The 18,892-nt window shown below is 72.1% G+C and carries 19 protein-coding genes; 14 read left to right on the top strand and 5 right to left on the bottom strand.

Annotation, left to right across the window (positions count from 1 at the left end; genetic code table 11):
* Positions 1-15: 15 nt before the first annotated feature.
* Entirely contained in the window at positions 16-453 is a 438-nt protein-coding gene (locus O3438_RS07515; protein WP_269679247.1) for a nuclear transport factor 2 family protein, read from the bottom strand.
* 73 nt (positions 454-526) lie between these two features.
* On the opposite strand from O3438_RS07515, the gene O3438_RS07510 reads away from it, so the two are divergent.
* The gene (locus tag O3438_RS07510; protein ID WP_145781023.1) at positions 527-913 is read left to right on the top strand and encodes a DUF2267 domain-containing protein; all 387 of its coding nucleotides are present in this window, start codon (positions 527-529) and stop codon (positions 911-913) included.
* A gap of 119 nt (positions 914-1,032) precedes the next feature.
* On the opposite strand, the gene O3438_RS07505 is transcribed toward O3438_RS07510, so the two are convergent.
* On the bottom strand, positions 1,033-3,438 hold the full coding sequence (locus tag O3438_RS07505; protein WP_269679246.1) for a ricin-type beta-trefoil lectin domain protein: 2,406 nt from the start codon (positions 3,436-3,438) through the stop codon (positions 1,033-1,035).
* 297 nt (positions 3,439-3,735) lie between these two features.
* On the opposite strand from O3438_RS07505, the gene O3438_RS07500 reads away from it, so the two are divergent.
* Complete coding sequence (locus O3438_RS07500) at positions 3,736-4,503, top strand: nucleotidyltransferase domain-containing protein (RefSeq protein WP_269679245.1); 768 nt, start codon at positions 3,736-3,738, stop codon at positions 4,501-4,503.
* Positions 4,504-4,510: 7 nt separating this feature from the next.
* On the opposite strand, the gene O3438_RS07495 is transcribed toward O3438_RS07500, so the two are convergent.
* From O3438_RS07495 to O3438_RS07485, 3 genes are all read right to left on the bottom strand, one after another.
* Entirely contained in the window at positions 4,511-5,905 is a 1,395-nt protein-coding gene (locus O3438_RS07495; protein WP_269679244.1) for an FAD-dependent oxidoreductase, read from the bottom strand.
* Positions 5,906-6,193: 288 nt separating this feature from the next.
* Complete coding sequence (locus O3438_RS07490; RefSeq protein WP_269679243.1) at positions 6,194-7,864, bottom strand: DivIVA domain-containing protein; 1,671 nt, start codon at positions 7,862-7,864, stop codon at positions 6,194-6,196.
* A gap of 241 nt (positions 7,865-8,105) precedes the next feature.
* On the bottom strand, positions 8,106-9,716 hold the full coding sequence (locus O3438_RS07485; protein ID WP_442929575.1) for an FAD-dependent oxidoreductase: 1,611 nt from the start codon (positions 9,714-9,716) through the stop codon (positions 8,106-8,108).
* Between the two features lie 38 nt (positions 9,717-9,754).
* On the opposite strand from O3438_RS07485, the gene O3438_RS07480 reads away from it, so the two are divergent.
* From O3438_RS07480 to O3438_RS07425, 12 genes are all read left to right on the top strand, one after another.
* Positions 9,755-10,351, top strand: a complete 597-nt coding sequence (locus O3438_RS07480; RefSeq protein ID WP_269679241.1) for a helix-turn-helix domain-containing protein — start codon at positions 9,755-9,757, stop codon at positions 10,349-10,351.
* 107 nt (positions 10,352-10,458) lie between these two features.
* Positions 10,459-11,322 (top strand): alpha/beta hydrolase, encoded by an 864-nt coding sequence (locus O3438_RS07475; protein WP_269679240.1) that lies wholly within the window; start codon positions 10,459-10,461, stop codon positions 11,320-11,322.
* Positions 11,323-11,575: 253 nt separating this feature from the next.
* Positions 11,576-11,866, top strand: coding sequence for a hypothetical protein (locus O3438_RS07470; RefSeq protein WP_269679239.1), 291 nt, complete (start codon positions 11,576-11,578; stop codon positions 11,864-11,866).
* A gap of 194 nt (positions 11,867-12,060) precedes the next feature.
* Entirely contained in the window at positions 12,061-13,044 is a 984-nt protein-coding gene (locus O3438_RS07465) for a zinc-dependent alcohol dehydrogenase (protein WP_088991627.1), read from the top strand.
* Between the two features lie 2 nt (positions 13,045-13,046).
* A complete protein-coding gene (locus O3438_RS07460) occupies positions 13,047-13,445 on the top strand; it encodes a 6-pyruvoyl trahydropterin synthase family protein (RefSeq protein WP_269679238.1) in 399 nt (132 codons plus the stop codon).
* Entirely contained in the window at positions 13,445-14,524 is a 1,080-nt protein-coding gene (locus O3438_RS07455; protein ID WP_442929710.1) for a glycosyltransferase family 4 protein, read from the top strand. The genes O3438_RS07460 and O3438_RS07455 overlap by 1 nt, the downstream gene beginning before the upstream one ends.
* The gene (locus tag O3438_RS07450) at positions 14,521-15,339 is read left to right on the top strand and encodes a class I SAM-dependent methyltransferase (protein WP_269679236.1); all 819 of its coding nucleotides are present in this window, start codon (positions 14,521-14,523) and stop codon (positions 15,337-15,339) included. Before O3438_RS07455 ends, O3438_RS07450 begins: the two co-directional genes overlap by 4 nt.
* Positions 15,340-15,405: 66 nt before the next feature.
* Positions 15,406-16,344 (top strand): lysylphosphatidylglycerol synthase transmembrane domain-containing protein, encoded by a 939-nt coding sequence (locus O3438_RS07445; RefSeq protein WP_269679235.1) that lies wholly within the window; start codon positions 15,406-15,408, stop codon positions 16,342-16,344.
* Positions 16,345-16,401: 57 nt separating this feature from the next.
* Positions 16,402-17,085: a GTP cyclohydrolase II gene (locus O3438_RS07440; RefSeq protein ID WP_269679234.1), complete on the top strand. Its 684-nt coding sequence runs from the start codon at positions 16,402-16,404 to the stop codon at positions 17,083-17,085.
* Positions 17,082-17,798 carry a RibD family protein gene (locus tag O3438_RS07435; RefSeq protein WP_269679233.1) on the top strand — a complete coding sequence of 239 codons (717 nt, stop codon included), beginning with the start codon at positions 17,082-17,084 and terminating at the stop codon, positions 17,796-17,798. Before O3438_RS07440 ends, O3438_RS07435 begins: the two co-directional genes overlap by 4 nt.
* A gap of 136 nt (positions 17,799-17,934) precedes the next feature.
* Complete coding sequence (locus O3438_RS07430; protein WP_269679232.1) at positions 17,935-18,489, top strand: DinB family protein; 555 nt, start codon at positions 17,935-17,937, stop codon at positions 18,487-18,489.
* A complete protein-coding gene (locus O3438_RS07425; protein ID WP_269679231.1) occupies positions 18,489-18,803 on the top strand; it encodes a hypothetical protein in 315 nt (104 codons plus the stop codon). Before O3438_RS07430 ends, O3438_RS07425 begins: the two co-directional genes overlap by 1 nt.
* The last annotated feature ends 89 nt before the right edge of the window (positions 18,804-18,892 follow it).

The raw sequence follows: 18,892 nt of genomic DNA, 5'->3' as shown, positions 1-18,892 counted from the left end.
GGCGATCTCCAGCGGCTACTGGCGGATGTCCAGGGCGCCGATCAGGCCGTCACGCAGTGTGAACCGGTACCGCAGCTCGACAGGGCTGCCGGGGAAGTCGCCGGAGAGCCGGGTGAGAGCCAGGTATGAGTCACCCGCCTGCGATGTCACCCGGACCGGCTCGGCGGTGTACGAGTAGGCGTCCATCGCCTTCTGCCGCCACGCGCGGATCGAGGCCCGCCCGTCGTACACCCGGTCCTCGTCGGCGACACTCGCGGTGTCCGCGAAGCAGGCGACGAAGGCGTCCAGGTCCCGGTCGTTGACGGCCCGGAAGTACCTGTCGATCACATCGGGTAGGTCGACGGCCATCTGCTCCTCCTGCGGCACGGGCCGCCGTCGGCAGCCGTCGGGTTCCCGGTCGACCTCACCGTACGAGACGTGAACCGTGCCGCGCGGAGCAACAACCAGAACCATCCCACTGCGGCTGCCGGGGTTTGCCGACGGGGGGCCCGGGTAGCCACGCGTCTCCGGGACGAAGGGCGGGGGAATGGCCGAGCTGGGGTTCGTCGACAAGGTCGCGGCACGGGCGGGGGTTCCGCCGGAGCAGGCGCGCCCACTGACCGAGGCCGTTCTGCGGACCCTCACCGAGCGGCTCAGCGGCGGTGAGGCGGGCGCGTTGGCACCGCACCTGGCCGACGAGCTGAGCCCGCTGCTGGTCAAGGCCGCCGAGCCGCCGGAGGCGTTCGGCTTCGACGAGTTCCTGCGCCGGGTCGCCGACCGGGCCGGAATCGACCGCCCGGCCGCCGAGCGGGGCACCCGGGCGGTGCTCCAGACGATGCACCGGGTGGTCGGACACCGCGAGTTCGAGGACGCGCTGGCCCAGCTCCCGGCGGATCTGCGGGCACTGGCGCAGCCGCTGCCGCACGGCCCCTGACCGACGCGCGCCTCATGCGTCGCTGACCGGTCGGTCCCTGGCGCGCCGCCACAACATCTTGCCGTGGACGGGCGGGGCGTGGCCTCACCCGTCGGTCAGACCACGCCCCTCGTCCGAGGTCAGCCGGTTACCCCGCTACTGACCACCCACTTCTGGTGGGCGCTGCCCCCGTACGTGCCGAGCTGGATCTGGGTGCCGTCGCCGGTGTTGCCGCCAGCGGCCTCCATGATCTTGCCGGACTGGGGGTTGCGGATCGACCCGTCGCTCTGCGGCTGCCAGACCTGCGCGCCGGTGCCGTTGCAGGTCCAGAGCTGGATCTTCGTGCCGTTCGCGGTACCGGCGTTGTCCACGTCCAGGCACTTGCCCAGCACCCGGTACGTGTCGCCGACCCGCGTCCAGGACTGGGCGGCGGTGCCGTTGCAGGTCCAGAGCTGGATCTTCGTGCCGTCGGCGAGACCGGAGTTGTCGACGTCCAGGCACTTGCCGCCGACGCCGGTGATGGTGCCGCCGGTGGGCGGTGGCGGGCTGCCCGGGATGGAGTTGAGCGTGTACCACGCCTCGGTGCTCCACAGTGACTGGCCGCTGGTGGAGGTGAACGGACGGGGCGAGCGCAGATGCACCACCCGACCGGCCTTTCGACCCGCCACCACGAGGCTGACCTTCTTCCCGTCCGCCGACAGGGTGGCCGAGGTGACGGTCAACGTCTCCTCGTCGACCTTCGGCCCGCCGTAGGCCGACGTCGCCACGTACCGCCATTGCTTGATCTTGTAGTGCGACGCCAGTTCGGCGGCGGTTGCCGCCGAGACGGGCTGGGTGTACTCCACCTCGAAGCCGGCGGTGGTGGCTCGCATGGCGAGCATCTCGAACGTCGTGGTGCTGTTCGGGGTGAGTTTCTGCAGGCCGTACGCCAGCTTGCCGGTCTGGCCCCAGTTGCCGCCCGCGCCGAGCCCGCCGACGTAGATCGCGCCGTCCGGGCCGATGTTGACCTCGGAGACGCCCGCCTCCAGGCCCTGGGTGAGCCGGAACAGGGCGCCCTGGTACTCGCCGTTGACCTTCTCCACGTTGGCCCGTTGCAGGCCGCCGTACGTCACGTCGCCGATGACGAACTGGCCGGCGTACCGGCCGCTGGTCAGGTACAGCGGGGTGCTGGGGGAGTTCGCGATCTCGTTCTGCGGCATCCACAGCACCGGCGGGGTGACCAGGGCCTTGTCGAACGGGCCGGCCGGGTTCGTGTAGTGGTTGAAGAACCGGCCCTGCTTGATGTGCACGAGCTTGGACGAGGGCAGCCAACCGCCCTGGTTGTCGGTGACGAAGATGCCGCCCTCCGGGCCCCAGCCGATGCCGTGCGGGGTACGCAGACCACCGGCGACGTAGCTGATCGCGCCGGTGTCCTTGTTGACCTTGAGGGTGGTGCCCCGGTTGGTGGCGGGCTGCGGGTTGGTGGTGGCGCCGCCGGAGTTGATCGACACCGACAGGTTCAGGTAGAAGAACCCGTCGGCGTAGAGCAGGCCGAAGGCGAACTCGTGGAAGTTGCCCCCGTACGGCCAGGTGGCGACCGTCTCCAGGCGTTCGGCCACCTCGTCGCCGCCGGTGTTCACCAGCCGGGTGAGCCGCTGCTTCTCCGAGACGTAGACCACCCCGTCGACGATCTTCAGCCCCATCGGCTCCTTCAGCCCACCGGCGATCTTCTTGGTGGTCACCGCGCCCGGAGTGGTCGCGCCGCCGGTGTTGCCGAGGATCCAGACCTCACCGTCCTGGGAGGTGCCGGACTGGTCGCTGCCACCCCAGGTGGAGACGACCAGTCGGCCGTCGGCCAGCCAGTCCATTCCGGTGACCTTCGGCTGGAACCCGCTGGGCCGCAGGTTGGTCAGCGTGTACCCGGGGTGCACCCCGGTCAGCGGCAGGCCGTCGCCGGGAGTGTCGGCGATGCCCTCGCACTCCTTGCGGCCCGGCGCGGTCACCCGCACCACGCCGGCGTCGGTGCTCAGCGCCGAGTTCGGTACGACCACGAAGGACGACGAGCCGGGTGTCTTCCATTCCAGGGTGATCTGCTGCCCACCTCCTCGCTCGAAGTGGTCGATGCGCAGTGCGTGCAACCCGGCGGTGAGGGTGACGGTGCCCTCCTTGGGTGGGGTCGCGCCGTGCAACCCGTCGTGGTTGATCACCACGCTGTTGTCGATGGACAGTTTGGAACCGTCGTCGCTGCTGAGCCGGAACGTGTAGCTTCCGGCCTGGGTGGCGGTGATGTTGCCGAGCACCTGCGAGACGAAGTTGTCCTCGAAGCCGAAGTCGGCCGCCGAGGTCCAGTTGATCGTGGACATCAGCTTGTCCACGTTGGGGGTCTGCGCCGGCTTGAGGGTGCAGATCTCGGAGAGCGGCACCTGCACGTCGAAGACGCGAAGCGTGACGCCCGGTTCCTGTGCGGGGGCGGCGGCGGCCGGAGCGGCCCAGGCGCTGGCGGTGAGGACGAGTGCGAGCGTACCCAGGACGGGTGGGCGGAGTCGGCGTAGCAGGGGTGTGCCCATCGTTCCTCCAGGAGGCGGTGGAGTGTCCGGCGGCCGGGCGAGGATCAGCGGTGAGGAGAGGCCGTCGGGCCCGGCGCCGTAACGTCCTCGACGCCGACGAGTGACGTTGCGGAAACACCGGGTGGATGGGTCGAGACATTAAGGTGTTTCGATCGAGCTGTCCATGTCTTCGCCTCAATTCATCAAAAGTTGCTGATGTCCCTACGAAAGTTCGTGATGGTTGACGCGGAATGCCCGGTACCGAGGTTTCACGGCCCCGCCGTCGGGCCGCCGCCGTCCGCCCGTCACGATGGGCGCGTGGACTCCGCACTCCAGCGCTACCTCGACGACCTTGTCGCCGCCGCCCGGGGCGTGCTCGGCGCCGATCTGGTCGGCGCGTACGCGGCCGGCTCGGTGGGGCTCGGCGCCTACCAACCCGGCCGCAGCGACGTGGACGTGGCGCTGGTCAGCGCCGGGTCGCTCACCGAGGCAGCCAGACGGGAGGTGGTGGCGCGGCTGCGACACGAGGCGCTGCCCTGCCCGGCACGGGGACTGGAGCTGGTGGCCTACGACCGGGCCGTGGCCGCGTCCGGAACACCGGAGCCCGGCTTCGAGGTCGAACTGAACACGGGTGCCGCCATGCCGTTCCGGTGCACACTCGACCCCGCCGACCGACCGTCCGCCGACGGACGCTTCTGGTACGGGCTGGACCGCAGCATCCTGCACCAGAGCGGACTGCCGCTGCTCGGCCCGCCCGCCGGGCAGGTCTTCGCCGACCTCACGGCGGCCGACCTGCGTCGGCTGCTCGTCGAGGCGCTGTCCTGGTGGCTCGCCCTGCCGACACCACCGGACGACCAGCCCGCGCCCGGCACCGAGGACGCCGTACTTGGCGCCTGCCGATCGCTGGTACGGCACCGCGACGGCGTCTGGCTCGCCAAGGTAGCGGCCGGTCAGCGGCTGGCCGACGCCGGCGACCCGGCCGAGGTGATCCACCGCGCGATCGCCGCGCGGCACGGCGGGCCGCCACCCACCGGCGGGCAGGCCCGCGCCTTCCAGCAGCGGGTACGCGACGAGATCGCCGGTTAGCCGGTGGTCAGCGGACCGGGCGGGACTGCAACGAGGCGAAGAGCAGGTTGAGACCCTCGGTCATCGTCGGATGGGTGATGACCGCGTCGCGCAGAGCGGTCCACGGCATCCCGGCGAGCATGGCCAACTGCACCGACGTGATCACCTCGCCGGCCTCGGGCCCGAGCAGCGCCGCGCCGAGGATCCGGTCGCTGCCGGCGTCGACGACCGCCTTCCACATGCCCTGGGTCTGACGCAGGGTGCGTGCCCGGGGGATCGCGGCGACCGGTAGGCGGGCGACCTCGACGTCGTACCCGGCGCGACGCGCCTCGGTCTCGGTGAGCCCGACCCGCGCCAGCTCCGGGGTGGTGAAGACGGTGTACGGGACGAGCCGGTCGGCGGTGCTGCGCTGTCCACCCGCGAGGTTCGCCCGGATGATCCGGTAGTCGTCCAACGAGACGTGGGTGAACTGCGGGCTGCCGGCGACGTCCCCGGCCGCCCAGGTGTGCTCGGCGGTGGTGCGAAGGTGCTCGTCGACCTCCACGAAGCCCCGCTCGCTGAGACGTACGCCGGCCACGTCCAGGCCGAGGGAGTCGGTGACCGGTTCCCGTCCGGCGGCCACCAGCACGTCGTCCCCGGTCACCAGGCTGCCGTCGTCGAGCGTCACCCGGATCGCGCCGTCGACGTCCCGGTCGACCCGCGCCACCGCGACACCCACCCGTACGTCGATGCCGTCGTCGACGAAGACCCGCATCACCGCGTCACTGACGTCGGGATCCTCGCGGGTGAGCAGCCGCGGCCCGCCCTCGACCAGCGTCACCGCGCTGCCGAACGACGCGAACATCTGCGCGAACTCCACCCCGACTGTGCCACCGCCGAGCACCACCAGCCGGGCCGGGAGCCGATCCAGGCGCAGCAGGGTGTCGCTGGTCAGCACCCCCGCCTCGGCCATCCCGGGGACCGAGGGCAGGTGTGGACGCGTACCCGTGTTGATCACCACGTCCGCGCCGCGCAGCAGCCGCTCGCCGCCGTCGGCGAGCGAGACCCGTACCGTCCGGGGGCCGACGAACCGGGCCTCCCCGATGACCAGGTGCAGGCCGGAGTCGAGGAACTGCTGCCGGTTGGCGGCCACCATCCCCTCGACCACGTCCTGCTTGTGCGCACGCAGCAGATCGACGTCGACCTGGCCGCCCTGTACCACCAGGCCGAGCGCGCCCGCGTCGCGCAGGTGGCGGGCCGCCCGGGCGCTGGTCACCAGCGCCTTCGTCGGGATGCACGCGACGTTGATGCAACTGCCGCCGATCATGCCGCGTTCGACCATCGCGACCCGTTGCCCGGAGCGGGCGACGTCCATGCTCAACGTCTTGCCGGCCTTTCCGCCGCCCACGACGAGCAGGTCGAACTCCTCCGGTCGGTCGGTCACCGACTGCTCCTCTCGGCGGGCGGCGCTGCGGGCGACCCGGTGGCGCGTGGCCGGGGCGGCTGGCCCACCGGTGGCGTGTGGTCCGGGCGGGTCGCCGTCGTGCTGCGGGACGGCCTGCCAAGCCTGTCAGGTCGGCAGATCTCGGCGACCCGGTTCCGCGCAGAATCCGCCCCCTGCCCTGATCAAGTGATGGAAAGAAGGTCTTCCGGCCCATTCCGAGCTACTTTTCATCACTTGATCAGCGCTGGTCACCGGGGTGTCCGGGGGTGGAACCAACCGCCGTGACGATCAGTGGCGGGCGGCGCCGTTCTCGCTGACCGGCTGCCCGAAGGCGAGGAACGGTACGGGCGTCGGCGCGTCCGTGCCGATGTGCCGGGGGAAGGTCGGCTCGGGGCGTACCTCCTGGGTGGCCGGACGGTCCGCGACTGGTTCGTCCGTCGGCTCTGACGCATCGACAGGTTCGGCGCTGGTCGGCTCGGGCTCGGGTTCGGCCGCGACCGCATCGGAAGAGTGATCGGGGGAGTACGCCGATGCCTGGTCGTGGGACCGGTCGGCCGACGCCGGGTTGGTGCCCGCGTCCTGGTTGGTGGGCCGCTCCGCGACGACGGGCGGCACGCCGTTGCGCTCGACGATGAGCCGCTCGACCCCCGACCGCTCGGGAGCGGGTCGGTCGGTGCCGGAACGGGAGCCCACCATCGGGTACTCGGCGGTTTCCGTCCCGCCGGCAGCCGCGGCCATGACCGCGGCGGCGGCGAGGTCGGCCACCCGCTTCGCCTCCCGTTGCACCCGGGCGCGAACCTCCTTGGCGTGTCGCTCGGCGGAGTCCCCGGCCCGCCGGGCCTCCTCCAACCGGGTGCTCTCGGCGGTGAGGTCCCGGCGGACCTCGCTGAGGCGCTGCTGCATCCGCGACAGCTCGTCCTCCAGCGTCTCGCCCTCCTGGCGGATCTCGGCGAGCTGCTGACGGGCGGTGTCCAACTCGGCGTGCAGCTCGGCGGACTCCTGCTGGCGCTCCGCGATCTCCTGCTGAAGGGCGGTGAGCTGCTCCTGGTGGACGGCGGCCTGCTCGTCGGCGCGGTTACGCAGCTCGGTCACGTGCTGCTGCGCCTCGGCCAGCAGCGCGGCGATCTGCTGCTCGGTCGCGCTGCTCTGCTCGGCGAGCTCCTGCTCGGCGGCGGCCTGCTGCTCGGCGATGTCCCGCTCGGCGGCGGCCCGCCGTTCGTTGACCTCCCGCTCCACGCTGGCCTGCCACTGGGCCATCTCCTGCTGGTTCTTCGCCCGGGCCGACTGGAGTTCCTGCTGGATCTGGGTGCGGGCCGACTTCATCAGCGCGTCGGCGGCGACCCGGGTCTGGTTGAGCTGCTGCGCGCTCTGCTCGGTGATCCGCTTCGCCTCGTGCTGGGCGCGCTCGTGCGCCGCCTCACCGTCGGCGCGCAACTGCTCCGCGTGCTCGCGGATCGCTGTCAGCTCGGCCTCGGCCAGCGTGCGCCGCTCCTCGTGCGCCTGCTCCTGCTCGGCCCGCCGGGTCGTCAACTCCTCGGCCAGATCCTGGCGTGCCTGCGTCGCGCGTTCCCTGGTGTCGGCGAGGATCTGTTCCGCCTCGCTGCGCAGTTCGTTCGCGCGGTCGGTGGCCGACTCGGTGATCATCGTGGCCTGCTTGTCGGCGAGAGCCATGATCTCGGCGACCATCGGGCCCAGGTCGTGGATCGTCGCGCGGTCCACCTGCACCGGTTTCTCCTGAAGGTCGGCTAGTTCGGTCCGTAGGCGCTCCACCTCGGCGGTCAACTCGCGGACGCGGACGGCGGAGCGCCCGTGCTCCCCACTGAGCATCGCGATCTGGCCGTCGAGTTGCTCCAGGTGCCGGTCCACCTGGCGTTTGTCGTAGCCGCGCAGGGTGACATCGAAGTCCGGCCGTGAGGCCGCATCGTCGCGTCCTGCGCGCGACTCGGCGCCGATGGACATGCACCATCCTCCGTACGATTCGGGGGCGTGAGGGTCGGCGGTCGCCTGCCCCGCGGGCCGTCAGTGTGGCGCAACGCTACCGCCGAGCCGAGCTGATGCGAAGTCCCGCCCCACCACGTCTCACGTTGTCGCCCCGCGCCCCGCCCGCTCCCGCGCCGATCATGGATGTGTGGTGCCGGAAAGCTGTGGACTCACCACCTTTGTCAGCCCGTACCACTCCATGATCGACGCAGGTCGCCGGCTATCGGCGGCGCGCCAGGAGGACCGCGTCGTGGATCGTCACGTCGTTGCCGTCCGGGTCGGTGGCCGGGCGGGGACGGGCCTCGGCCGTGAGCACCTCCCAGTGCGACGGGTCCAGGCCGGCGGCCACGTCCTGCGCGGTGTACATCATGTCCGGCATGTGCATCCGACGAGCCGTCGTCCACAGGTCCGACGGGTGGTGCCCGACGATCAGCAGAACGCCGCCGGGAGCCACCGCCGCGGCCAACCGGGCGAACAACTCCCGCCGCTGCTCCGGCGGCAGGTGCATGAACTGCGCGGACACCAGGTCGTACGCCTCCTCGGCCGGCGGCTTGTCGCGCAGGTCGGCGTGCGTGAACTCGATCCGGTCGCCGACGCCGACGGTGTCGGCGTTGGCGGCGGCCCGGGTCAGCGCGGTGGCGGAGATGTCCACGGCAGTGACCTGCCAGCCGCGCTCCGCCAGCCACACCGCGTCGGCGCCCTCCCCGCTGCCCACGTCCAGCGCGCGCCCCGGGGCCAGGTCGGCGACCTCGGCGACCAGCTGCGGGTTCGGCCGCCCACTCCATACCGCCGGTCGCGACTGGTAGCGCTCCTCCCACGCCGGCTCCTCGAACGCGGTGGCCACCACCTGCCGGTACTCGGCGACCGCGACACGGGTGTCCTCGGCGATCAGGTCGGCGTTGATCGCCGCCGCCGCGTTCAGGCCGGCCCCCGCGGACGTGATCACCTGAGCGCGGAGATCGGCCACGTTGCCGGCCACCCAGACACCCGCAACGGTCGTCGCGCCGGTGGCGTCGGCCGGGATCTGGGCACCGATGACGTGCTCACCCATCATCACCTCCTCCGGGGCCAGACCCAGCCCCACCAGCAACCCGGCGCGAGGGGTCAGCCGCGTCGCCACCACGACCGCGTCGAGCGCCACCACCCGGCCGTCGGCGAGCCGTACACCGCTCAACGCGTCGTCGGTCACCTCGACCTCGGCGACCGGCCCCGGCACCACCGCGATGCCCCGGGCGGCGAGCCGCTCGGCGACCTCCGCGTCCGGTGCGGGGGAGCCGTGCAGCAGGAGCAGCACGTTGGGGCTCCACTGTCGCCACATCTCCGCCTGGTGCACTGCCAACGGGCCGGTCGCCAGGACGCCGATGCGCTGGTCCCGGACCTCCCAGCCGTGGCAGTACGGGCAGTGCAGCACGTCGCGCCCCCACCGCTGCGCCAGGCCCGGCACGTCGGGCAGTTCGTCGGTCAGGCCGGTGGTCACCAGCAGCCGCCGGGCCCGCACCGAATCCCCGCCGTCGAGGCTCAGCAGGAACCCGTCGTCGTCCCGGGTCGCGGCCTCCACCCGCCCGGTGCGGAACTGCCCGCCGTACCCGGCCACCTCGGCCCGACCGGTCGCGAGCAACTCGCCCGGCGGCGTCCCCTCCCGGCCCAGGTAGTTGTGAATCCGGTCGGCGGGCGCGTTGCGTGGTTCCCCGGAGTCGACCACCAGCACCGACCGTCGGGCCCGGCTCAGCGCCAGGGCTCCGCTGAGCCCAGCGGCGCCGCCACCCACCACCACCACGTCGTATGTCTCGTCCACTGGTCTCTCCTCTTGCTTGTCGTCTGGGACCACCATCCGTCGCCACCAGCCGGGTGGCAACTATCCTTGCCGTTGTGGCAAAAGACGACGCCGTCGCGCTGGCCGGGGTCGGTCCCCGGCTGCGCGCCCTGCGCACCCGACGCGGGATCACGCTCACCCAGCTAGCCGACCTCACCGGCATCTCGGTGAGCACCCTGTCCCGGCTGGAGTCGGGTAACCGCCGGCCCACCCTGGAGCTGCTGCTCCCGCTGGCCCGGGCCTATCAGGTGGCGCTGGACGAACTGGTCGACGCACCGGACACCGGCGACCCCCGGGTACGCCCCAAACCGATGGTCAGGCACGGCATCACGTTCCTGCCGCTGACCCGCCGACCGGGGGGTCTCCAGGCGTTCAAGGTGATCTTCCCGCCGGATGCCCCCACCGGCGATCGGAGCCAGCAGACGCACGAGGGGTACGAGTGGCTCTACGTGCTCTCCGGGCGGCTGCGTCTGCTCCTCGGCGAGAACGACCTGATCCTGACGTCGGGCGAGGTGGCGGAGTTCGACACCCGGGTCCCGCACCGCGTCCTCAACCCCGGCCCCGGCCCCGCCGAGGCCCTGATCCTGTTCGGGCCGCAGGGGGAGCGGCTGCACGTCCGCGCCCGCCCCGCCACGTCCGACGCGAAAGCTTGATCAACTCGGGTTCGCCGACATCGGGGTATCCGAGCCACCGGGACACCCCCACGTCGGCGATCTCGTGTCGATCAATCGCGGCCCCGGACTGGTGCGAGGATGGGCCGATGATCGATGCGGCATCCCGGCGGTGGCCCGACCGGATCGAGCACTGTGACATCGTCGTCAACGAGGTCCCGGGCTTCCGCCCGCTGACGTTGGACCTTGTCGTGCCGGTGGCGGCACCCCGACCGGTCCCGGTCCTGGTGTGGATCCACGGCGGCGCGTGGCTGTTCGGCTCGCCCAAGCGCCCGCCGGACTGGCTCATGGAGGCGGATCCGTTCACCGCCGCCATCCGGGCCGGGTTCGCCGTCGCCTCCGCCCAGTATCGACTGAGCGGCGAGGCGCCCTTTCCCGCCCAACTCGACGACGTCAAGGCGGCGGTGCGCTGGCTGCGCCGACACGGCGACACGGTGGGCGTGGACCGCGAGCGGATCGGGGTGTGGGGTGAGTCGGCCGGAGGGCACTTGGCCTCGATGCTCGCCCTGACCGGAGACGACCGGGACGACAGCGGCGTCCAGGCGGCGGTCTGCTGGTACGCGCCGTCGAACCTGCTGACGATGCAGTCGCAGGCGCACCCGTCCGGAACGATCGACCACGACGCGGCCGACTCGCCCGAGTCACTGCTGATCGGCGCCCCGCTGGCCGACAACCCGGAGTTGGGTCGGGCGGCCAGTCCGGTCACCTACGTCACCGACCAGGCCCCACCCATGCTGCTGATCCACGGCGACCAGGACCTCGTCGTACCGGTGGGGCAGAGCGAGGAGCTTGCCGCGGCATTGACAGCGGCGGGTGCCGAGGTCGAGTTGTCGGTGGCGCGGGGCGCCGACCACTGCTTCGGCGGAGTGCCGCTGGAGCCGCTGATCCGCGACACCCTGGCGTTCTTCATCCGGGCCCTCGCCCCCGAGTCGGGGGTGCTGCCGCATCACTAGGGTGACCCGGTGAACGCACACGAGGTCGCCGCCAGGCTCCCCGCCATCGAGCGGCTACGGCAGCGCTGCACAGCATTGGCCGTACTCGAGCGCGTCATCGACGGTGGAGACCCCTACTACACCTACACCTCGACCTGGGGCACGGACGAGGCGGCGCTGATGAGCAACGGCAGCGGGGACGAGTGGGCTGTCGTGTTCACCGCCGACGGCGCATTCATCCGGCTCTTCGACCACGAGTCGGCGATGTCGCCGTATGGTCGTCCGGATCACGCGTTGTGGCCGGGACTGGTGGACGGTCGACGACATCGTCGACCGTTTCGTCGAGTTCGCCGTCGACTACTACGAGATGACGGTCGACCGGGCGGCAGTGGAGCACATCGTCGCCCACCGACCGCTCACCGACACCGTGACACAGGCGCTGAATCCTCAGCCGACCATCGCCGACCTGCGGGAAGACGTCGCCGCGATCGGCTACCCGATCGCCGGGGACGACGCCGCGACGGTCGAAGTCCGACCTGACGGCCCGAGCGCATCGACGAGATGACCGTCGTCATCGGAGCGGCCACGTACGACGATAGGGCAAAAGCGAGGCTGTCCATTTTTGTCCGGATTGGAGATCACTGGGGACGGCTTCGAACCGCGTACACCGTAGCGCCGTGTTTATGATCGACGACCCCGACCGGGGCACGGAAGCCGGACCGTCGGGTCTGGCCGGAGCAGGAGACGAGGTGTGCGACGGTGAACCGCGAGGCGTACGCCTGCTGGGTGCGCGAGCCCGGCGCGGCGGAGATCCGCCGGGTGACGCTGCCCGTCCCCGGGCCCGACGAGGTCCTGGTCCGAGCCCGCTACTCCGGCGTCAGCCGGGGCACCGAGACGCTGGTCTTCGCCGGCCGGGTGCCCCCCGACCAGTACGCCGCGATGCGCGCGCCCTTTCAGGACGGCGACTTCCCCGGCCCGGTGAAGTACGGCTACCTCAGCGTCGGCGTGGTCGAGCAGGGCCCCGCCGACCTGCTCGGGCGGACGGTGTTCTGCCTGCACCCGCACCAGAGCGCGTACGTCGTGCCGGCCACCGCCGTGGTGCCCGTGCCGGACAGCGTGCCTCCCGCCCGGGCGGTGCTCGCCGGCACTGTGGAGACCGCCGTCAACGCGCTGTGGGACGCCGCGCCGCTGATCGGCGACCGCGTCACCGTCATCGGCGCGGGCATGGTGGGCTGCTGCGTCGCCGCGCTGCTCGCCCGGTACCCGGGCGTGGACGTCCAGCTGGTCGACACCGACGCCCGCCGGGCCGGGGTGGCCGGCGCGCTCGGCGTCGAGTTCGCCCAACCGGCCGACGCGCGCGGCGACCGTGACCTCGTCGTGCACGCCAGCGCCACCGGCGCCGGCCTGCAACGCTCGCTGGACCTGCTCGCGCCGGAGGGCACAGTGGTCGAGCTGAGCTGGTACGGCGACCGCCCGGTGCAGGTGTCGCTGGGTGGGTCGTTCCACTCGGGCCGGCTGACCGTACGCAGCAGTCAGGTCGGCATGGTCGCGCCCGCCCGGCGGGGACGGCGCAGCTACGCCGACCGGCTGGCACTCGCCCTGGACCTGCTCGACGACCCGGCCTTCGACGCCCTGATCACCGGGGCGTCCCGGTTCACGGAGCTGCCCGACGTGCTTGCCCGACTGAGCACGGGCGACCTGCCCGCGCTCTGCCACCTCATCACCTACGACGACGGGGAGTGACAGTGTTCAGCGTGACCGTTCGGGATCACATCATGATCGCCCACAGTTTCCAGGGCGAGGTGTTCGGCCCGGCCCAACGTCTGCACGGGGCGACGTTCGTGGTGGACGCGACGTTCCGCCGGCCCGACCTGGACGCCGACGGGATCGTCGTCGACATCGGCCTGGCCACCGAGCAGCTGAAGGCCGTGCTGGGCGACCTGACCTACCGCAACCTGGACGACGAGCCGGCCTTCGCCGGGGTGAACACCACCACCGAGGTGCTGGCCCGCACGATCGCGGACCGGCTGGTCGAGCGCGTGCACGCCGGCGACCTGGGCGCGGGAGCGCGGGACCTCACCGGCATCACCGTCACCCTGCACGAGTCGCACATCGCCTGGGCCAGCTACGAGCGGTCGCTGTGATCGATGCCGGGCGGGCGGCGCCCGCCGACGGGTCGGACACGACCGGCCGTTCGGTGCACGTCGTCCTGCCCGGCGACATCGACGATCCGGCAGCTCCCAGCGGTGGCAACACCTACGACCGGCGGATCTGCGCCGGGCTCGGGGAGCAGGGCTGGTCGGTGCGCGAGCACCCGGTGTCCGGCGCGTGGCCGGACCCCGACCCGGTCGACCGGGCGAAGCTGGCCGAGGTCCTCGCCGCCCTGCCCGACGACGGCGTGGTGCTGCTCGACGGCCTGATCGCCTCGACGGTGCCGGACCTGCTCGTTCCGCACGCCCGCCGGCTGCGCCTGGTCGTCCTGGTGCATCTGCCGCTCGACGACGAGGCGGAGGCCCGGGCGCTGGCCACCGCCCGGGCCGTGGTGACCACCAGCGAGTGGACCCGCCGCCACCTCGTCACCCGCCACCGGACCCTCGCCGACCGCGTCCGGGCCGCGCCGCCCGGGGTGCGACCGGCGCCGGCGGCACCCGGCTCGGTCACCGGCAAACGGTTGCTCTGCGTCGCGGCGGTCACCCATCACAAGGGGTACGACGTACTCGTCGACGCCTTGTCCACGGTGGTCGGGCTGCCCTGGACGATGGTGTGCGCGGGCACCCTGCACCGGGAGCCGGATCTGGTGCGACGGCTGCGCGAGCGGCTCACCGGCGCGGGCCTCACCGAACGGGTGCGATTCGTCGGCCCGCTGACCGGTGCGGCGCTGGACGCCGCGTACGACGACGCCGACCTGCTGGTGTTGCCGTCCAGGGGTGAGACGTACGGCATGGTCGTCACGGAGGCGCTGGCCCGCGGCCTGCCGGTGCTGACCACCGACGTCGGCGGGCTTCCGGAGGCGCTCGGGTACGCGCCCGACGGGGACCGGCCGGGCCTGCTGGTCGCGCCCGACGACGCGGCCGCGCTGGCCGGGGCGTTGATCGGTTGGCTGACCGACGACGCGCTACGCGCCCGGCTGCGGCGGGCCGCCCTGGCCCGGCGCGACACCCTGACCGACTGGCCGGTGACCACCGCGTTGCTGGCCGCCGCGCTGGAGGAGGTGGCGGGATGACCGTCGAGGAGACCCTGTCGTTCGCCGACTGGCTGCGCCTGCGCGAGCCGGCAGACGCGGCGGCGCGTGCCGAGGACCTGCTGGACGCCGTCCGCCCCCGGCTGGCCGGCGCGTCCCCGACGGTGATCCACGACCTGGGCAGCGGCACCGGCTCGATGAGCCGCTGGGTGGCGGCCCGCCTACCCGGTCCGCAGCACTGGGTGCTGCACGACCGGGACGCAGAGCTGCTGGCCCGGGTCGCCGAGGGCATGACCGGGGTGGTCGCCGCCGACGGCGCCCCGGTGACCGTCAGCACCCGCTGCGGTGACCTCACCCGGCTCGACGCCGCCGACCTGGCCGACGCTTCCCTGGTCACCGCGTCCGCGCTGCTGGACATGCTCACCGCCGACGAGATCGACCGGGTGGTGGCCGCCTGTGTCGGCCGGCCCACCCTCTTCGCCGTCTCGGTGACCGGACGGGTCCTGCTCACCCCGGCCGACCCGCTGGACGCGGAGGTCGAGGCCGCGTTCAACGAGCACCAGCGACGTACCGTCGACGGTCGACGACTGCTCGGCCCGGACGCCGTGGCCGCCACCGTCGCCGCGTTCGCCCGCCACGGCGTCGACGTGCGGGAACGGCCCAGCCCGTGGCGGCTCGGCCCGGAGCAGGCCGACCTGGCCGCCGAGTGGCTGCGGGGTTGGCTGGGCGCGGCGTGCGAGCAGCGCCCCGAGCTGGCCGGCCCGGCCCGGGCGTACGCCCGTCGCCGGTTGGACGAGGCAGCGGCCGGACAGCTCACCGTGCTGGTCGAACACAGCGACCTCCTCGCCGGTGGATGAACCGTTCACGCCCTGGGTACGTGGACTAGGGCAAGTGGACGATCTTCAAGGGGAGGGCCGACGCCGATGTTCTGGGCCTGGGCACGAGTGGTCGGTGGGGTGGGTCTGCTCGCCGTCCTGTTGTGGCAGGTGGGCAGCGGCCCGTTCCTCGCCGGGGTGCGGCTGATCGACGCGCCCGCGTTGGGCGCGGCGCTGGCCATCGGGGTGCTCACCACTGTCTGCGCGGCCTGGCGGTGGAGCCTGGTCGCCGGCGGCCTCGGCGTACGGCTGCCGCTGGCGACAGCTGTGGCGCACTGCTACCGGGCGGTGTTCCTCAACGCCACTCTGCCGGGCGGGATGCTCGGCGACGTGCACCGGGCGGTACGCCACGGCCGGGACGCCGGTGACGTGAGCCGGGGCATCCGCGCGGTGGTGTGGGAACGTACCGCCGGGCAGGTGGTCCTGGTCGGCGTCGCGCTGGTGGTGCTCGCGGCCTTCCCGTCGCCGGTGCGGCAGTATCTGCCGCTCGCCGCCGCGTTGCTGGTCGCAGGCGGGCTGGTCGCCGTGCTGGTGGCCCGGGTCGTGCCGAACGCCGGCCCGTCCCGGTGGGCGCGGGCACTACGTACCGCCGTGGCGGACGTGCGCTCCGGCCTGCTGGCCCGGCGCACCTGGCTCGGCGTGCTGATCGCCTCCGCGGTCATGGTCGCCGGTCACCTCGCCACCTTCCTGGTGGCGGCACGGACCGCCGGGTCGGACGCCCCCCTGTCGCGGCTGCTGCCGTTGACACTGCTGGCCCTGCTCGCCATGGGCCTGCCGCTGAACGTCGCCGGCTTCGGACCCCGCGAGGGGGTGGCCGCGTGGGTGTTCGGCGCGGCCGGGCTCAGCGCGGCCGAGGGAGTCGCGACCGCCACTGTCTACGGTGCACTGGTGTTGGTCGCCAGCCTGCCCGGAGCCGCCGTGCTGCTGGCCCGGCGTTCCCGGACCCCGGCCCCCGCCCGGGAAGCCGCCTCCGCCGGCGGGTGTTGAGTGGGTGGTGAGACGTACGCGTCGCCGTGTGTCGGTGACGCCGGACAGAGGAGTCCCATGCCCGAAGCATTGCCGGTAGCCACGATCCGTACGCAGGTCACTGTGCCGCTGACGTTTCCCAACGGCTACGCCACGACCGTCCGGGTGTTCACGTTCAAGGGTCTGGTGGACGGCCGGGAGCACCTGGCGTTCGGCCTGGGCGACTGGGCGGGCGCGCTGGACCGGCTCGCCGCCGGCGGAGAACCCCCGCTGGTCCGCCCCCACAGCGAGTGCCTGACCGGCGACGTGTTCGGCAGCCAACGCTGCGACTGCGGGCCGCAGTTGCACGAGGCGGTGCAGAGGATCGCCGAGACCGGCGGGTTCCTGCTCTACCTGCGGCAGGAGGGCCGGGGCATCGGCCTGTACGCCAAACTCGACGCGTACGCGTTGCAGGACGCCGGTCTGGACACCTACCAGGCCAACGTGGCGCTGGGGCGCGGCGAGGACGAGCGGGACTACACGGTCGCCGCGCAGATGCTGGCCACGCTGGGAGTGCCGCGAGTCCGACTGCTCAGCAGCAACCCCGACAAGGCCGAGCAGCTGACGCGGTTGGGCGTGGACGTCGCCGAACGGGTGCCCACCAGTGTGTTCCTCTCCCCGGCCAACGCCGGCTACCTGGCGGCCAAGGCGGCCAAGGCGGCGGAGACCGAGGCGGCGGAAGCCCTCACGACCCGCACCTCCGACCGGCCCGCCTCCCGATGAGCGGCCGGTCGGAGTCCACGCGGCCGTACGTGCTGCTCAGTTGCGCCGCGTCGATCGACGGGTACATCGACGACGCCTCCGACCAACGGCTACTGCTCTCCAACGCCGACGACCTGGACCGGGTCGACGCGGTCCGGGCCAGCTGCGACGCGATCCTGGTCGGCGCCGGCACGGTCCGCCGTGACAATCCTCGGCTGCTGGTGCGGTCGGCGGACCGACGCGCCGAGCGGGTGGCGGGTGGCCGACCCGAGTCGCCTGCCAAGGTCACGGTGACCGCCCAGGGTGACCTCGACCCCAGCGCCCGGTTCTTCACCGCCGGCGAGTCGACCCGACTCGTCTACTGCGCCACCGGCGCGGCTGAGAAGACCCGGGAACGCCTCGGCCGCCTGGCCACGGTTGTCGACGCGGGAGAGCCGGTCGACCCCGACTGGATGTTGACCGACCTCGCCGCGCGGGGCGTACGGCGGCTGATGGTGGAGGGCGGTGGGACGGTCCACGCGCAGTTCCTCGCCGCCGGTCTCGCCGACGAGCTGCACCTGGTGGTCGCCCCGTTCTTCGTCGGCGACGGGCGGGCGCCCCGGTTTGTCGGCGAGGGTCGTTTCCCCTGGCACCCCGGCCGTCGTGCCCGGCTCGCCGAGGCCCGTCAGATCGGCGACGTGGTCCTGCTCCGCTACGCCCTCTCGGATCGGTGCCCCGCCGACGACGCCCCCTGATCGTTCGCGCCCGGCTCGCAGCGATTGTCCCTGTCGACGGCGACGCCGTCGCGAGATCTTGGACAGTTTCCGTCTTCGCGGCCCGCCGCGTGAACGGAAACTGTCCAAGATCTGCGGTGTCCGGCAGGATTGCCGGATGTCCGTGCCTTCCCTTGCCCTCCTGCGCTGGCAGTTCGACCTGGCCTGGTCGCTGTTCGAGTACCACCTCGACCGACTCGCGCCCGACGACTTCCTCTGGGAACCTGCCGCACACTGTTGGTCCGTGCGGCGTGGCGCTGACGGCAGTTGGACCCCGGACTGGGCCGACACCGAGCCCGACCCGATTCCGGTGCCGACGATCGGTTGGCTGACCTGGCACATGGGCTGGTGGTGGACGGTCACCATCGATCATCTTCGGGGCCGACCGCCGCGGGAGCGCGCGGATGTCGCGTGGCCGGGCGCGGGGGAGCCGACGGTCGTCTGGCTGCGGGGGATGCGTACCGAGTGGTTGGGTGTTCTCGACAGTCTCACCGAGGCGGACCTCGACAGCGTCGCCACGTTTCCGTGGCAGAACGACACCGACCACACTGTCACGCACACGATCGGTTGGGTCAACGCCGAGTTGATGAAGAACGTCGCGGAGATCGGTCAGCTCCGGCTGATACGCGCCGCGCAGCCCATCTCTGATCACCAGATTCCCGGGAGGCTCTGATGGGCGCGGGTGGCTTCTCGTTGCGGGGCGGTGTCCGGGTCGTCCCCAAGAGTGGTGGGGGTTTCCGCGCCGACTCGGGCTGGCCGATGGCCCGGCTCCGAGCGGACCGGGACTCCATCGTGCTGCGGGAGATCTGGGCGGGCACTCTGGTGATCACCGCCGACAACGTGATCGCCATCCGACGCCACGGAAACACGGGTGTGCAGTTCGAGGTCACTGATCACGATGAGCTGTGGCTGTTCACGGCACTTCGCGTCGATCGGTTGACCAGCGGGTTGAACGCGCTCGGATGGCGCATCGGACCGTCCGGCTGAACGCTCTTCGACAGCGGTGACCGCCGGTCACCGCTGTCGGGGCGGATGCGGTGATGACCGATATACCTCAGAGGTATAAGTATGACTCT

Source organism: Micromonospora sp. WMMC250, from assembly GCF_027460215.1.
Lineage (GTDB): Bacteria > Actinomycetota > Actinomycetes > Mycobacteriales > Micromonosporaceae > Micromonospora > Micromonospora taraxaci.
The sequence above is the reverse complement of the archived record's forward strand: the minus strand, read 5'-3'. Positions and strand labels throughout refer to the sequence as shown.

What these genes read in the sequence shown, in the direction of transcription:
- O3438_RS07515 (WP_269679247.1), bottom strand. Translation starts at nt 453, where the DNA reads ATGGTTCTGGTTGTTGCTCCGCGCGGCACGGTTCACGTCTCGTACGGT.
- O3438_RS07510 (WP_145781023.1), top strand. Translation starts at nt 527, where the DNA reads ATGGCCGAGCTGGGGTTCGTCGACAAGGTCGCGGCACGGGCGGGGGTT.
- O3438_RS07505 (WP_269679246.1), bottom strand. Translation starts at nt 3,438, where the DNA reads ATGGGCACACCCCTGCTACGCCGACTCCGCCCACCCGTCCTGGGTACG.
- O3438_RS07490 (WP_269679243.1), bottom strand. Translation starts at nt 7,864, where the DNA reads ATGTCCATCGGCGCCGAGTCGCGCGCAGGACGCGACGATGCGGCCTCA.
- O3438_RS07485 (WP_442929575.1), bottom strand. Translation starts at nt 9,716, where the DNA reads ATGGTGGTCCCAGACGACAAGCAAGAGGAGAGACCAGTGGACGAGACA.
- O3438_RS07475 (WP_269679240.1), top strand. Translation starts at nt 10,459, where the DNA reads ATGATCGATGCGGCATCCCGGCGGTGGCCCGACCGGATCGAGCACTGT.
- O3438_RS07470 (WP_269679239.1), top strand. Translation starts at nt 11,576, where the DNA reads ATGGTCGTCCGGATCACGCGTTGTGGCCGGGACTGGTGGACGGTCGAC.
- O3438_RS07450 (WP_269679236.1), top strand. Translation starts at nt 14,521, where the DNA reads ATGACCGTCGAGGAGACCCTGTCGTTCGCCGACTGGCTGCGCCTGCGC.
- O3438_RS07445 (WP_269679235.1), top strand. Translation starts at nt 15,406, where the DNA reads ATGTTCTGGGCCTGGGCACGAGTGGTCGGTGGGGTGGGTCTGCTCGCC.
- O3438_RS07440 (WP_269679234.1), top strand. Translation starts at nt 16,402, where the DNA reads ATGCCCGAAGCATTGCCGGTAGCCACGATCCGTACGCAGGTCACTGTG.
- O3438_RS07435 (WP_269679233.1), top strand. Translation starts at nt 17,082, where the DNA reads ATGAGCGGCCGGTCGGAGTCCACGCGGCCGTACGTGCTGCTCAGTTGC.
- O3438_RS07430 (WP_269679232.1), top strand. Translation starts at nt 17,935, where the DNA reads ATGTCCGTGCCTTCCCTTGCCCTCCTGCGCTGGCAGTTCGACCTGGCC.
- O3438_RS07425 (WP_269679231.1), top strand. Translation starts at nt 18,489, where the DNA reads ATGGGCGCGGGTGGCTTCTCGTTGCGGGGCGGTGTCCGGGTCGTCCCC.